Annotated in this window: 10 protein-coding genes; 4 read left to right on the top strand and 6 right to left on the bottom strand. The window is 50.4% G+C overall.

Going from position 1 to position 13,966, the window contains the following annotated elements; genetic code table 11:
• Nucleotides 1-21: 21 nt before the first annotated feature.
• From H8L47_RS20375 to H8L47_RS20385, 3 genes are all read right to left on the bottom strand, one after another.
• The gene (locus H8L47_RS20375; protein WP_186955443.1) at nucleotides 22-471 is read right to left on the bottom strand and encodes an RrF2 family transcriptional regulator; all 450 of its coding nucleotides are present in this window, start codon (nucleotides 469-471) and stop codon (nucleotides 22-24) included.
• 63 nt (nucleotides 472-534) lie between these two features.
• Nucleotides 535-1,752, bottom strand: coding sequence for an NO-inducible flavohemoprotein (gene hmpA / locus H8L47_RS20380; protein WP_186955444.1), 1,218 nt, complete (start codon nucleotides 1,750-1,752; stop codon nucleotides 535-537).
• A gap of 193 nt (nucleotides 1,753-1,945) precedes the next feature.
• Nucleotides 1,946-2,935 carry an XdhC family protein gene (locus tag H8L47_RS20385; RefSeq protein ID WP_186955445.1) on the bottom strand — a complete coding sequence of 330 codons (990 nt, stop codon included), beginning with the start codon at nucleotides 2,933-2,935 and terminating at the stop codon, nucleotides 1,946-1,948.
• Nucleotides 2,936-3,104: 169 nt separating this feature from the next.
• Here H8L47_RS20385 and H8L47_RS20390 point away from each other — a divergent pair, with 169 nt between their 5' ends.
• Nucleotides 3,105-4,613, top strand: a complete 1,509-nt coding sequence (locus tag H8L47_RS20390) for a peptide MFS transporter (protein WP_222616621.1) — start codon at nucleotides 3,105-3,107, stop codon at nucleotides 4,611-4,613.
• Between the two features lie 48 nt (nucleotides 4,614-4,661).
• On the opposite strand, the gene H8L47_RS20395 is transcribed toward H8L47_RS20390, so the two are convergent.
• Nucleotides 4,662-5,522: a DUF1653 domain-containing protein gene (locus H8L47_RS20395; RefSeq protein ID WP_186955446.1), complete on the bottom strand. Its 861-nt coding sequence runs from the start codon at nucleotides 5,520-5,522 to the stop codon at nucleotides 4,662-4,664.
• Between the two features lie 442 nt (nucleotides 5,523-5,964).
• Between H8L47_RS20395 and H8L47_RS20400 the strand changes: the two genes are divergently transcribed.
• The 3 genes from H8L47_RS20400 (at nucleotide 5,965) to H8L47_RS20410 (ending at nucleotide 10,311) form a co-directional block, all read left to right on the top strand.
• Complete coding sequence (locus H8L47_RS20400) at nucleotides 5,965-7,254, top strand: MFS transporter (RefSeq protein ID WP_186955447.1); 1,290 nt, start codon at nucleotides 5,965-5,967, stop codon at nucleotides 7,252-7,254.
• Between the two features lie 159 nt (nucleotides 7,255-7,413).
• A complete protein-coding gene (locus H8L47_RS20405) occupies nucleotides 7,414-9,678 on the top strand; it encodes an OPT family oligopeptide transporter (RefSeq protein WP_230413840.1) in 2,265 nt (754 codons plus the stop codon).
• Nucleotides 9,679-9,975: 297 nt separating this feature from the next.
• Entirely contained in the window at nucleotides 9,976-10,311 is a 336-nt protein-coding gene (locus tag H8L47_RS20410; RefSeq protein ID WP_186955448.1) for a hypothetical protein, read from the top strand.
• 70 nt (nucleotides 10,312-10,381) lie between these two features.
• On the opposite strand, the gene flgL is transcribed toward H8L47_RS20410, so the two are convergent.
• Nucleotides 10,382-11,608 carry a flagellar hook-associated protein FlgL gene (flgL, locus tag H8L47_RS20415; RefSeq protein WP_186955449.1) on the bottom strand — a complete coding sequence of 409 codons (1,227 nt, stop codon included), beginning with the start codon at nucleotides 11,606-11,608 and terminating at the stop codon, nucleotides 10,382-10,384.
• An 8-nt stretch (nucleotides 11,609-11,616) separates the two neighbouring features.
• A complete protein-coding gene (gene flgK / locus H8L47_RS20420) occupies nucleotides 11,617-13,875 on the bottom strand; it encodes a flagellar hook-associated protein FlgK (RefSeq protein ID WP_186955450.1) in 2,259 nt (752 codons plus the stop codon).
• Nucleotides 13,876-13,966 lie beyond the last annotated feature (91 nt).

A 13,966-nucleotide genomic window follows, 5' to 3' on the forward strand; every position in this document is an offset into this window, starting at 1 on the left:
AATTTTTGACGATACAGCCAGCTACTGGATTCTGCGCATGCCTATCTGGTGCAGCATGACGATGGCCTCATGCGTCTTGCCTGCCACTACATCGCTAAGCGTATAAAGGTCAAGCTGCCTGTAAAAACCCGCAAGGGCAGTGTCGAGTATGGATTTCAACTGACAATTGCCGCGCAAAGCACAAGGCGGCGCGGCACAGTCTATCAAGGCAGTCCCGCCTTCAAGGGTGTTTATGATGCTGCCAAGTCGATAGCTTGATGTCGGCTGCGCCAGAGCCAGGCCACCGCCCTTACCTCTGGTCGTCCTGATCCAGCCTTGCTGTCCCAGGAAATGGACGACCTTGACCAGATGATTGCGCGAAATCTCAAACTTGCCGGCAATTTCCGTAATCGTGACCGGAGCTTCCCCGTGCTGGTGACTCAGGTACATCAGGACACGTAAGCCCAGGTCAGTGAAGTGCGTCAATTGCATTATGTATTCTCTTCTTCATTCAGGTGCACTCCCTTGCCTGCACCTGTCTGGCAAATTCCAGCATCAATCGGCAAAACCACCGCTGCCAAATGCCTCCTTGTGTATGCGGCTGGCATCAACTCCCAGCGACTTCAGACTGGCAACTTGCGCCTGCATGAAGGCGTGTGGTCCACAAACATAGTAATCAGCTTGCGGCATAATCACGTGATCGGCGATTTTGTCCAAGTCTAGTCGACCCGTGTAATCGTAGTCGATATTTTTTTGATCACTGGCACGCGGGGTTTCGTAGTACACCGTGGATTTTACCTGAGGTTGCATTTTTGCCAGTTCGCGCACCCTGTGCTTGAATGCATGCACTCCGCCATGACGACAGGCATGCAGGAAACGTATCTCCCTGCCTGACTTCCGCGCAGTCAAATGCTCAAGCATGGACAGCTTGGGTGTCAGACCAACTCCGGCACTAATTAAGACTACTGGTGTATCACGATCTTCGTGCAGGAAATAATCACCCATCGGCGGAGCCACTTCCAGGATATCGCCTTCATTGATGTCACGATGCAAGACATTCGACACCATACCTGCTGGTTTTTCTGCCAGTTGTGCTTCGCGTTTAACCGAAATGCGGAGATAGGCATTACCCGGAGCAGCGGACAGGCTGTACTGGCGCGGCTGCATCATGCCCAGTACTGGGACAAAGACCTTGACGGTAATGTACTGGCCTGGTCTGTAAACTGGCACTTTGCCGCCATCTGCCGGTTGCAGATAAAAAGAAGTGATCTCTTCACTTTCAACGATCTTCTCGCTGACCTTGAATGCTCGCCAGCCTGTCCACCCTCCCTCGGTCAGTGCGGCCCGACCATAAATGTCGTTTTCCAAGCCAGTCAATACGTCGGCCAGTTGACCATAGGCTGCTGCCCAGGCAGCAATCAAGTCGTCACTGGCAGCAGTCCCCAGGACTTCCTTTATCGAAGCCAGCAAATGCCGACCGACTATAGGGTAATGCTCTGCCCTGATCCCTACACTGACATGCTTGTTGGCCACCAAAGTCAATACCGGCAGCAAAACCATGGGATCATCAATATGCTCAGCATAAGCGAGCACGGCCATCGCCAGCGCCTGCTGCTGACCGCCCGATTGCTGGTTACCCTGATTGAATACAGGTTTAAGCTCAGGATTATGCGCAAACATGCGCGCGTAAAAATGACGTGTCAGCGTGATGCCATGCTCTTTTAGAACAGGCACGGTGGCTTTTACTAGATCTCTGCTTGTTTGGTCTAACATGTTTTGCCTTTGCATGATGTGAATTACCAATAATATGTATATTAAATACATCTTAAAGATCGAAATTTGGAATGACGTTAAAATAAAAATCGGTCTGCATTGATTTTCAGTAACATCATAAACCCATAAAGATATATTGTAAATACATCTTTATGGCTTCCTACATGCAGATGGAAACAGCGCACCTTGATTTTCAGGCAAGCAAAGACTTGGCGTGCTCTACGCTTACTTCATTTGGCAATGAAATATGGTTCTTCACAGCAGTCAGTTCCGCTAGTATGGAAATGGCAATCTCTGCCGGGGTCTTACTGCCTATATACAAACCTACGGGGCCATGGAGTTTTGCCAGTTGCTCGTCGTTGAGATCAAATTCCTTTAATCTCTCCCTGCGCTTGGCGTTATTGATACGCGAGCCTATCGCACCAACATAAAAAGCATCTGACTTCAAGGCTTCCATCAGCGCCAGATCGTCAAGTTTGGGATCATGCGTCAGGGCGACCACGGCACTATGGCTATCGAGCTGCATGTCCAATACCAGGTCGTCGGGCATTACATGCACCAGTTGCACGCCCTCGACTTGCCAGCCACTGCGGTATTCTTCACGCGGGTCGCAGACTGTAACCTGGTAATCCATGCCCACTGCAATGCTGGCTAAAAAGCGCGACAACTGCCCCGCCCCGATGATGAGCAAGCGCCAGCGCGGACCGTGCACGGTAGTTAAAGCTTCATCGCTAATCTGTAATTGCTGGCCCGGATCTGCCTTTGCGAGTGTCACTCCCCCTGTTCGCAAATCCAGCCGTCTGGCCAGCAATTCATGTCTTTGCAAACCCTGCAACAAGGCATCGAGCTGGCTGCGCGCTGACAATGGCTCTATCGCCAGTTGTATCGTGCCACCACAGGGCAGGCCAAAACGGTGCGCTTCATCGGCAGTAATCCCATAGGTGACGATTTCTGGCAAGTGACGCTGCATGCCTTCGCGCTGCACTCTTTCTATCAAGTCGTCTTCTATGCAACCGCCGGAGACAGAACCTACTACCTGTCCGTTGCCTGCTATAGCCAGTGTCGCGCCTTCCGGCCTTGGACTGGAACCCCAGGTCTTGATGACGGTGACCAGTTCACAGGACTGCCCTGCCTTGATCCAGGCGTCGCAGGTTTTGAGTACTTCGAGATCTATGCTGTCCATTGTTTCGTATGTTTTCCTGTTATTCGGCTGCGAGGCAAACCTATCAATGAGTCATTTTCGCATGATTTTGCCTTATTCCTGTTTGATAGAAATTATCTATACAAATTGTCCAGTTTTCGGCTTTTCTTTGCATTACAATGCCTGCCAGACCACAACTCTGGAGCCCACCTTGTCCACAATCAAGCAAAGATTGGCCGCCGTCCCCGAAGGCGCAGGCGCACTGTTTTTCATACAGATTTTCGCCACCCTGGGCTTTGCCATCCTGTATTCCACGCTGGTGCTGTATGCAACCAAGAAGCTGGGTTTCACTGTCAAGGATGCCACGGCCATTATGGGAGTATTTGGCGCTTTCAATTATGGTCTGCATTTGTTTGGAGGCTATCTGGCAGGTCGTTTTATCAGTAACCGCAATCTGTTTGTCGGCGGCATGATCCTGCAAGTGATAGGCTGCGCGACTATTTCTGCCGGCACTTCAGCAACGCTGTACTGGGGACTGGCCTTTTTCCTGACTGGCAGTGGCTTGAACGTCACTTGTCTGAACCTGATGCTGACGCAGCGCTTCAAACCAGAAGATAACCGCCGTGAAAGCGCATTCCTGTGGAATTATGCAGGCATGAACCTGGGCTTTTTCATCGGCTTCACCGCTGCCGGTTATTACCAGTTGCAGGAAGACTATGCCAGCCTGTTCATCTTTGCCACCATAGGTAACTTCATTGCTATCGTGCTGTCAGTAGCCAACTGGCGCAGGTTGTGTGACTTGAATACGACGCTACTGGATGTTACGGCCAGCCAGTTCCGCAAACGTTTTGTGGTCGGTCTGGCGGTTATGATTGGCTTGGTGCCGTTGGTTGAATTCATGCTGCATCGTGCAGCGATGACTGGAAATCTGGTTATGATTGTCAGCGTTGCCATTGCCGTCATCTTTATTTTTCTGACCATCATTCATAAAGAGCGCCGCGAGCGCAATAACATGACAGCCTATGTTTTGCTGACATTGGGTTCACTGGTATTCTGGACGCTGTATCAAATGGCCCCCATGGGTTTGCAGCTATTTGCCGTCAACAATGTAGACCGCATGGTCTGGGGTTATGAAGTGGCGCCGCAATGGATACAAAATATCAATAGCTTCGTCATCATGTTTGGCGGCCCGCTGATGGCAATGCTGTTCGACAGGCTGCGTGCCAAGGGCTGGAATATCGATATTCCACGCCAGTTCTCTGCCGCTCTGGTCATTATCGGCCTTGGCTTCCTTGTCCTTCCCATCGGCATAGCCGGCGCCGCTGGCAATGGTATGGTGGCTTTCAAATGGATTTTCATCAGTTACATCCTGCAAAGTATCGCCGAACTGCTGATTTCGCCTATCGGTTATGCGATGATAGGCAAACTTGCACCACGTCAGTACCAAGGCGTGATGATGGGTACCTGGATGCTGGTGACAGGCACTGCTTCTATTCTAGCCAGTCATTTCTCAGGCTTGATACCTGAGGCGACTGAAGGCTTGGCATCTTCCACCAATCCAACTTATAGCTACATTTTCTCTTTGCTGGGCTGGGGCAGTGTTGGCGTTGGCATCCTTCTCATCATCATGATCCCTGTCTTGCGCAAACTGATTACTGATGGGCCTGCCAAGACCACGCCAGCAGCAACAAATCCGGCTGTGCAAGCGGAGCCTGCGTAACAAAAAAACGAGAAGCAAGGTGGGCACGATGAAATGTGCCCGCTTTTTTTATTCCTTGATGGGCGTAAAACGCATGACTTCTGCGCCATTGATCTGCAGCATTTCAAAAAAGACAGACCTGGGTCTGGTCCAGATTGAACCATCATGGGCGCGATAAACAATCACAGGGCTTAAGTCAGATTCTTGCGTTGCCTCACACACCAGTTCATAAATCCCGCCTTTGTAGTGGCGAAAGCGTTGCACACCCTTGGTTTTTATCAAGGGTGCGGGGGCAGCATCAGCAGCAATCTCGGCCGCTCTATGTTTTTTCAAAAATGCAGGTACTTTTACCGCTGCCAGCTTGTTGATGTCCTGCAGCAAACGTGGATCAATCGCAGGATAACCGTAACGTTGTCCCAGTTCACCGGCAATATGCAGCATCAAGGCAGATGCTACTTCCGCATCTGCCTCGGCCCTATGAGCAGAACCTTTGAAACGTATACCCATGGAAGCAGCCAGCGGTCCCAGTGAATAGGTGCTCAATCCAGGGAAAACCCTGCGCGCCAATTTGACGGAGCAAATCACGCCATCATGGGCTGGCCACAAGCCTAGCCTGTCACTCTCAGCCAATAAGAATTTTTCATCAAAACTGGCGTTGTGCGCTGCCAGCGCATCAGTGCCTATAAACTCTACCAACTCAGGTAACACCTCGGATACTGGTGGTGCTTTGTCCACCATGGACTGGGTAATGCCTGTCAATTCGGTAATAAAGTAAGGAATACGCACATTGCTATTGATGAGGCTGACATAGCGGTCGACGATTTCACCACCAACAATACGCAAGGCTGCCACTTCTGTAACACGCCCTCCTTGATCTGGTGACATGCCGGAGGTTTCAAAGTCAATCATGACTACAGGTTTTTCAAACATCATATTTTTTCACTAGCGGGAACTTATGAAGAGCAATACAATCTATTCATATCTGGCGTCAATAAAAATCTGTTGCGCTTGTTAATTTTCATTCACTTTCAACCCTCAGGACTTGGGTAAATGTACTTGCAAACTGCAGCGTCACTAGTAACACCGTGGTGCAGCCAGGCTTTTCAGCACTGGCGACGAAGCTTTGCGCATGCCCCAAGCCCAGTTTAAGTTCGAATCGTTCGACTAGTTCGACTAATCTGCGCTATTCGCCAGATGCCCTGATGATACGGTAGTAATCGCTGACCCAGCTTGTTCAGCCATACCAAGCATTTCATATCATCCATCTTTGCTTTTTTTGCTCCATCCTGGTTGCGCATAGACGCCCAGACCTGTGTCCTGCTTTTCATCTCGCCAAGCATAAAGACACGGGCAAATTATTGTATTACTCATCATGAAAAATAAAATTTTAGGCATATTTTCACTCCCTGAACGGGATTTATTACGGGATCTTGTCTACAGGCGCTTGTGGACGTCAATACTGATCAGTTCATTTGGCGCCCAGGTCACTATGCTGGCACTTCCACTGACAGCAGCTATCTTGCTGCATGCCAGTGCTACTCAAATGGGCATGCTGACATTCATGGAGGTCTTGCCCTTTGTCTTACTATCGCTGCCTTCCGGCGTCTGGCTGGACCGGGTACGCAAGCTGCCGGTCTATGTCGTTGGCGAAATCCTGATTTCCATTGCTGTCGCCAGTGTGCCTGTTGCCTGGTGGCTGGGTTATCTGAACATGACTTGGTTATACATCGTGGGCTTCATGATAGGTGTCGTTAACACCACGGCAGGTACGGCCTCACAAATTGTCCTGACGCAAATCGTGCCACGTGATCGTTTGGTGGAAGCGCATGCAAAAAATGCCCTGGCAACTTCGGGGGCTGAAGTTGCAGGCCCTGCCACTGCCGGTGCATTGATCAAACTGCTGGGTGCACCGATCGCCTTGCTGGCTGATGCTGTCTTGTTGCTGACATCAGCAGTGATCTTGCGCGGGATCCATGTGAACGAAGTCAGAAAACCACGTGCAGACGCACATTTTTGGCGAGACTTGAAGGCCGGACTGTCCTTTGTCGCCAATAAACCCTTGCTGATTGCACTGGCGCTAACGGTTGGTGGCTGGCAGCTTTGCTATAACGCTGCATTGGTCGTGCAAATCCTGTTTGCGACGCGTGAACTTGGCTTATCTGAACAGGCTGTTGGCCTGAGTTACATGGGCATGGGTCTGGGTACCATTATCGCAAGCGTGTATGGCAACCGTATCAGCCGCGACATCGGGCCTGGCCCCTGCATGGTGCTGGGCGTGGCGGTCTGCGGCTTGGGCTGGGGCTTACTGGCGTTGGCACCTGCCAATAACTGGGGCATCGCAGCATTCGGTTTCATGCTGATGTGCTTCTCCATAGGTGGCGTACTGATCTTCATTAACTTCCTGGCTTTGCGCCAGGCAGTCACGCCAGAAGCCATGCTGGGTCGCATGACCAGCACCATGCGCTGGTTGATACTGATACCGGCAGGGCCTGGCGCGTTAATAGGAGGCTGGCTGGGTGAGCATATGGGTTTGCGCTATGCACTGGGTTTTGCTGGAATAGCCGCCTTGTTGCTGGCGATACTTGCTGCAAAAAACCCCATTATTCGTGGCATTACCGTCTTGCCGCGCCTGAGCAAACAAGAGGAGATGCAACAAGTTTAAGGATGGCATTGCAAACAGGCTAAAGAAAGCGTGATAATGCGCGAATATTTATGTTTTTTCATCGATCCCCCACATGAGACCAGAGGGGGATTGTTTATTCGCCATGCTGAAATGGATCACCCTCTTATTCAGCCTTTTTGACAACAAATAGGTAGACCAATGCCAACAGAAATGTCAACGCCTGCTGCCAAGCCTGGGTTCAAACCCTATATCCCTGCGTCCGCCATCCTTCCCGAAATGACCGCAAGAGCCCTGATCATGGGTGTATTACTTGGTATGGTTTTCGGTGCATCTTCATTGTATCTGGTACTCAAGGTAGGCTTGACTGTCAGCGCCTCGATACCGGTCGCAGTCATCGCCATCACCCTGTTCCGGCTTGGAAACAAGTTCGGCGCAAAAGATGCGACCATCCTGGAGAACAGTATCACTCAGACCGCCGGTTCTGCTGGCGAATCCCTGGCTTTTGGTTTGGGCGTGACGATGCCAGCCATCCTGATCCTGGGTTTTGATCTGGAAATCTCGCGCGTCATGCTGGTTGGCTGCCTGGGTGGTTTGCTGGGTATTTTACTCATGATCCCCATGCGCAGAACCATGATAGTGGAAAAGCACAATGAGCTGAAATACCCAGAAGGCACGGCTTGCGCCGAAGTATTGAAAGCGGCAGCAACCGATGCTTCCCGCGAAGCAGCTGGCGAAAAAAATAATCCGAATGCAGCAGACGACGCCAGCAAACGTGCAACGATTATCTTTGCTGGCTTTGGCATTGGTCTCTTGTACAAGATCGCCAACGTTGCCCTTAAAGGCTGGAAAGATACACCTGAAGTCGTATTCGGCGCACCATTGAAAGGTGGCTCGCTGGGCGCTGAAGTATCCCCGGAACTGCTGGGCGTAGGCTACATCATTGGCCCGCGCATTGCTGCCGTTATGGCAGCCGGTGGCGTCATGTCATATCTCTTGCTGATACCGATGATCAAGTTCTTTGGTGACGCACTGAGCGTGCCCCTGGCTCCTGGAACCAAGCTCATCAGTGAAATGAGTTCCCATGATGTACGTGGCGCCTATATCCTGTACATCGGCGCTGGTGCAGTTGCTGCTGGTGGTCTGATCAGCCTGATGCGTGCCATGCCAACTATCTGGCGCAGCCTGTCGGCTGGCTTGTCTGGCCTGGGTAAAGGTGCTGCGGCAGCCACCGCACCGCTGCGCACTGATCAGGACATTCCGATGAAATGGGTAGTCATTGGTGCACTGGCCATTATTGCCGTCATTACTTTTGCCACACCGCTGCACATGAATTTCCTGGGTGCGCTGTTGATTCTGGTATTTGGCTTCCTGTTTGCTACGGTTTCTTCCCGGCTGACGGGTGAGATTGGCTCCTCCTCCAACCCTATCTCTGGCATGACGGTAGCCACTCTGCTGTTTACTTGCCTGATCTTCCTGATCATGGGCTGGACTGGTGGCCAATACTATGTCACTGCCCTGTCTGTCGGCGCAATTGTCTGTATCGCGTCCAGCAATGCCGGTACCACTTCACAGGATTTGAAAACCGGCTACATCGTTGGCTCCACACCGCGTTTGCAGCAATATGCGATTCTGGCAGGTGCCTTGTCTTCAGCCCTGATCCTTGGCCCTATCTTGTTGAAACTGAATGACTCCGGCACAGTCTATGTACCGGCAGCGCAAGTAGCCCCTGCCCTGCAGACGGATGCCTCGAAACTGACAGACACAGGTCAATTACAAGGGCCACAGGCTGAGACAGATAAAGGCACTTACAAAGTCTGGCACAAGAATGACAATGTCGGTGGACCTGCCGGCAAATACTTTGTCGACAATGCCGGCAAGGCAGTGTATCTGGTTGACCCCGGTATCAATGGTGCCCACAACAAACGCCCTGATGGTACTGAAGTCAAGAAATACGACGCCCCAAAAGCTGTGCTGATGTCTTACATCATCAAAGGCATCCTGGACCAGCAGCTACCCTGGACCCTGGTCTTGTTTGGAGTGATGATTGCGCTAGTGCTGGAAATGGCAGGCATACCATCACTGGCTTTTGCCGTTGGCGTGTATTTGCCACTGTCCTCCTCTGCCCCGCTGTTTATCGGCGGCATGATACGTTGGGCGGTAGATCGTCGCAATAACAAGCTGGAACATAATAAGCATCTCAGTGAAGAAGAGAAACAGGCAGCGGGTGACCGCAGTTCCGGCGTATTGCTGTCTTCCGGTTATATTGCTGGTGGCGCACTGGCAGGTATCGTGATTGCATTCACTGCCGGTATCTTGACTGACTTCGACAAAAAAGTTAGTGAATGGGCAATGGCAAACAATCCATTCTTTGAAGGTGTCAATGCCAATGCCTTGTCGATGATCCCGTATATACTGATTGCCTTCACCCTGTATTGGGTGGCACGGGAAAAGAAGCCTGGTTGATTGATGGAGATTTCTGAGTAACCCAGTAATAAGGCTGCAAAGGCTTGATTGTTCATGACAATCAAGCCTTTTTTATTTCTCCGACACATTAGATATGACGATATCTAATCCAAGCACTTGGCTCAGGCATGAACATCACGCTCGACGTTGCCGACTTGCTGAAAAGTTTGCGTAGTGGTGATGACTGAAACGAGCAAACGCTACAAGTCAGCCCGCTGGCATGCGCCCCCATGACGGCAGATGGGGCAGCATGCATAGGCCGTATCAGTCTGCACCTGGTTACGGCATGAAGCTTTGATGAAAAAGCGGCAGAATGGTACAGAGCAAGTACAATATCCGCATATTATTTATCCGGAAGCCGCCATGTCAGCACCTCAAGCCGCAGTTGATTGCAAAAACCAAACCGTTGCCGTTGGCGACATCGTCCGCGTAGTCAATCTCGACAAGAGATTCATCAAAAGCTTCCCCGAAGATGAACGCATACTTATTGAGTCGATGATAGGTCAGTTCTTTAAAGTCATTGCCATGGATGAAGAAGGCCAGCCCTGTGTCATGCGTGAATGGCATGACGAGCGTGGCATCATGCAAACCCATGTGATCGCTCTTGATGCAGAAGACATGGAAAAAATTTAAATGAAGCTGATGTAAAAACCAAAAGCAGCTGAGGCTGCTTTTGGTTTATAAACTTGATGATCCAGATTTGTCAGCGTATATAACTAAATAAAGACAATTCCGAGGTTTTGACAAAGGACTGCTGGGCTGCCTGCAACGTCACTTGCTGCTGGCTGAGTTCGGTCAATGCTTTGGCATAATCAAGATCCAGTAAGGCAGACAAATCCTGCTTGAAGGCCACACTCTTGGCATCGCCTTCACTATCAAGATCTTCTATTTCCTTGAGACTCGTTCCCAGCTTGGCACGTGCTGTCAGTACATTATTGAGCGATTTGTCGACATTATTATTGCCCTGATTGAGTGCCGCGGTCAGTTCCTTTTTGGCAGAAGCATTACCTGCCGGTAAATTCAAGGCATTGATGATGTCTGTTACCGTCTCAAAAATGTTTTGGTTGCCGGGTTGCACAGTATACTTATCACCTGGACCCGGAGCACTTACCGGTGGCCCAACGGCATTGGTGACACTCAAGTCTATGCCATCAAAAGTGATCGGCGCGCCACTGACGTAAGGTGTCAACGGCACAACCACCGTCCCTGTCGTTTTATTCGTTACCGTAAAAGAAGTACCCAGGTTATCAAAGGCCACTTCATAGTTATTGCCAGTCAAATTCGCTGAAGTAGGCACATTGATCGATGCAGCAGCCACGGCCAGCCCGGCATTTGAAGGATTGGGCTGGACATTGAATTGCCCTGGCGCAGTACGGATATTTTCAAAAATTTCAGTACCTGGACCACTCAAAGGTATCTGCCTGGAAGAATCTGCCTGGATAAACCTTTGTCCAAGATCACCATTGTAAGTGGCACCACCGGCTTTTTTTGTATATGGCGCAGTCGTGCTATTAAATCCGGAAAACAGATAATTGCCAGTACCGTCAGTAGCGTTGGCATGTCCAAACAACTGATCAAGATTACCCTGCAGCTCCTGGGCAATAAAACCGCGCTCGGTATCTGTATATGTGCCATTACCAGCCTTGACGATCAAGGTTTTAATATTGTGCAAGGCCTCGGTAACATTACCCAATACACTTTCTGACGCACTGAGATTATTTTTTGCAGCCTGACGATTGGTGGCGAACTGAGTATTCAAAGAGTCCGACTGGGAAATCACCAGCGCCCGTGCCGATGCAATCGGGTCGTCAGCTGGTGTCAAGACACGGCGACCAGAGGAAACTTGCTGTGAAATTTTATTCACACTCGCTTGCAAGTCACTGATTCTGGTGCCAGCGGATTGATAAATGGTACTTGTACTGATACGCATGATTACCTCTATCTGCCCAACGCCAATAAGGAGTCAAACAATGTACTTGCTATTTGCATCAACTTGCCTGCCGCTTGATAGGCCTGCTGGTAACGTAATAAATCTGCTGCTTCTTCGTCCAGGTTCACACCCGACTCTGATTGCTGGGCTGCGACGTTTTGCGCCAATAACTTGGTTTCTGAAGCACTCGTAATTTCCAGCTCATGCGCCTTGTTGCCGACCAGACTGACGAACTGGGCATAACCACCCTGGAAAGTAGTAGTTTTGCCACCGATGGTATTTTGTGTTTGTAAACTGCTCAGAATAACGGCATTGCGGTTATCGCCGGAACCGTTGGTATTTGGGGCGACATTAAATACGTCACCATTGGCCGGACTGCCTGACACGGAAAAACTGATGCCGCTATAACTGATAGTAGAACCGGCAGTATAAGGTATGGCAGTTCCTGCAGGATACGTTGTCGATGTGTTGCCGTTGGTAACCGTCACATTGGCGGTAGCCGGAAAGCCAGTCAAGGTATTGCCTGCCGAGTTATAAGTCAGCCGGGTAGCGGCAACTGGCAAGGCGGCAGACAACGTAAACGTTTCACCATTGGAGGGTGGCGCAGCACCGTCAGTCACAGCAAAGCTGATACCGCTAAAGCTGATCGTTGCGCCGCTGGTGTAAGGTACCGTTGCTGGCGGGGGGTAATTAGTCGTCACCGCGCCAACTTTCACAGACACTGTCGCACCAGCAGGAAAACCTGTCAGTGTATTGGCAGGCGAGGCGAATGTCAGCGTCACCGGTGCCGCCAGTGTAGAACCGATAAATGAATTATCCGCTGTCGCGGGACCTATGGTTGCCGTTGCTGAGTTACTGGCGGAAGCCACCTGCGAATTGGCAACCCCTGAACTGATCTTCCCAGTCCCCGTATTGGTTGTTGGAAATGAGGTATTCAGTGGTGCTGCTGCTGCCAACTTGGCCGGGTCTTGAATGACGACGGAGATACTTGAACCGCCAGCGGCAGTCGGCCTGATCAGGAATTCATCCCCCGCAGCAGGAACAGCAGCGGCTGGCGGCGGTGCCAACTGAAAATTAATACCATCAAATTTCAAAGGCAGGCTTGCTGTAGTCTGCGACACGCCATCCGACAGACGTGTTAACTTGTAATTACCACCAATAAATTGCAGACGATAATCACTGGTTGTTAAGGCAGTGGTATCGGTAATACTGGCACTGATTGCTGCTGTTGAAGTATTCAATGCACTAGGCGTCGATATCGGACCAGCAATATTGAAGAAATTGCCTCCCACTTGCCCATTCAAGTCCAGACCTAACTTTTGCTGGTCGTTAAATTGTGTTGCAAGCCCGATGGCAATTCTGCCTACTCCGTTTTGCGCGACATCCAGAGTACTTGCCCTGAAATCAAACAAGCCACCCAATTTACCCCCACCAAAACTGCTTTCTGGCAACAGTACCGACGTACCGTTCGTCACATAAGAAACTTGAGTGCGTGCCGGATCAGTCAAAGACTGGCTGACTTGCAATTTTGTGACATCACTGCCCAACACCAGTGGCTGACCATTGCCTATGAATATATTGTATTTGGCACCTTGGGGCACCACACTGACCTTGGTCAGCTTACTTAATTCTGTAACAAGTTGATCTCTCTGGTCAAGCAAGTCATTGGGACCACTGCTATTACTGGAAATACCCTGAGCTTTTTCAATAACATCGTTTAAATTTGCCAGTTGCGATGCGTAACTATTGATAGAGCCAACCACTGTTCCTATCTGCCCATTGACGTCAGCAGAAATTTGATCCAACCGGGTTTGCAAGCCATTCAGACGTCCTGTCAGTGCTTGCGCAGACGACAATGCAGCCTGACGTGCAGCGGCACCGGCCGTACCATTCGGGCTGGCGGCCAGATTCTGGAAAGCTTTAAAAAAGTCCTGCAGGGCAGGCGTGACGCCTGCTGTCGGGTCTGCTACCAGATTATTGATCTGGCTGATCTGGTTGTAATAGACATCGGCCTGGTTTTTAGCAGACTGCGATGCATTGACCTGATTACCCAAAAAGGAATTGTATTGACGTTGTATCTGAGTAACGGAAACACCCTGACCTATAAATGAGCCGCCCAGGTTTTGGGGCTCATTTGCTGTCTGAATGATGGATTGGCGGTTATATCCTGGGGTTGATGCATTGGCAATATTATGCCCAGCCGTGGCAATACCCAACTGTGCCGCAGCCAGAGCCGATTTGCCTACACCAAATATATTTGAACCCATAATTGAACCTGCTCTTTTGCTAAGTTAGCTACCCAGTGCTATCAATCATGTTGTCGGTGCGTTTCTGAAAAACTTTAATCTGATTGCACTT

The organism is Undibacterium umbellatum (assembly GCF_014284125.1).
Lineage (GTDB): Bacteria > Pseudomonadota > Gammaproteobacteria > Burkholderiales > Burkholderiaceae_D > Undibacterium > Undibacterium umbellatum.

What these genes read in the sequence shown, in the direction of transcription:
- H8L47_RS20375 (WP_186955443.1), bottom strand. Translation starts at nt 471, where the DNA reads ATGCAATTGACGCACTTCACTGACCTGGGCTTACGTGTCCTGATGTAC.
- hmpA (WP_186955444.1), bottom strand. Translation starts at nt 1,752, where the DNA reads ATGTTAGACCAAACAAGCAGAGATCTAGTAAAAGCCACCGTGCCTGTT.
- H8L47_RS20385 (WP_186955445.1), bottom strand. Translation starts at nt 2,935, where the DNA reads ATGGACAGCATAGATCTCGAAGTACTCAAAACCTGCGACGCCTGGATC.
- H8L47_RS20395 (WP_186955446.1), bottom strand. Translation starts at nt 5,522, where the DNA reads ATGTTTGAAAAACCTGTAGTCATGATTGACTTTGAAACCTCCGGCATG.
- H8L47_RS20400 (WP_186955447.1), top strand. Translation starts at nt 5,965, where the DNA reads ATGAAAAATAAAATTTTAGGCATATTTTCACTCCCTGAACGGGATTTA.
- H8L47_RS20405 (WP_230413840.1), top strand. Translation starts at nt 7,414, where the DNA reads ATGCCAACAGAAATGTCAACGCCTGCTGCCAAGCCTGGGTTCAAACCC.
- H8L47_RS20410 (WP_186955448.1), top strand. Translation starts at nt 9,976, where the DNA reads ATGAAAAAGCGGCAGAATGGTACAGAGCAAGTACAATATCCGCATATT.
- flgL (WP_186955449.1), bottom strand. Translation starts at nt 11,608, where the DNA reads ATGCGTATCAGTACAAGTACCATTTATCAATCCGCTGGCACCAGAATC.
- flgK (WP_186955450.1), bottom strand. Translation starts at nt 13,875, where the DNA reads ATGGGTTCAAATATATTTGGTGTAGGCAAATCGGCTCTGGCTGCGGCA.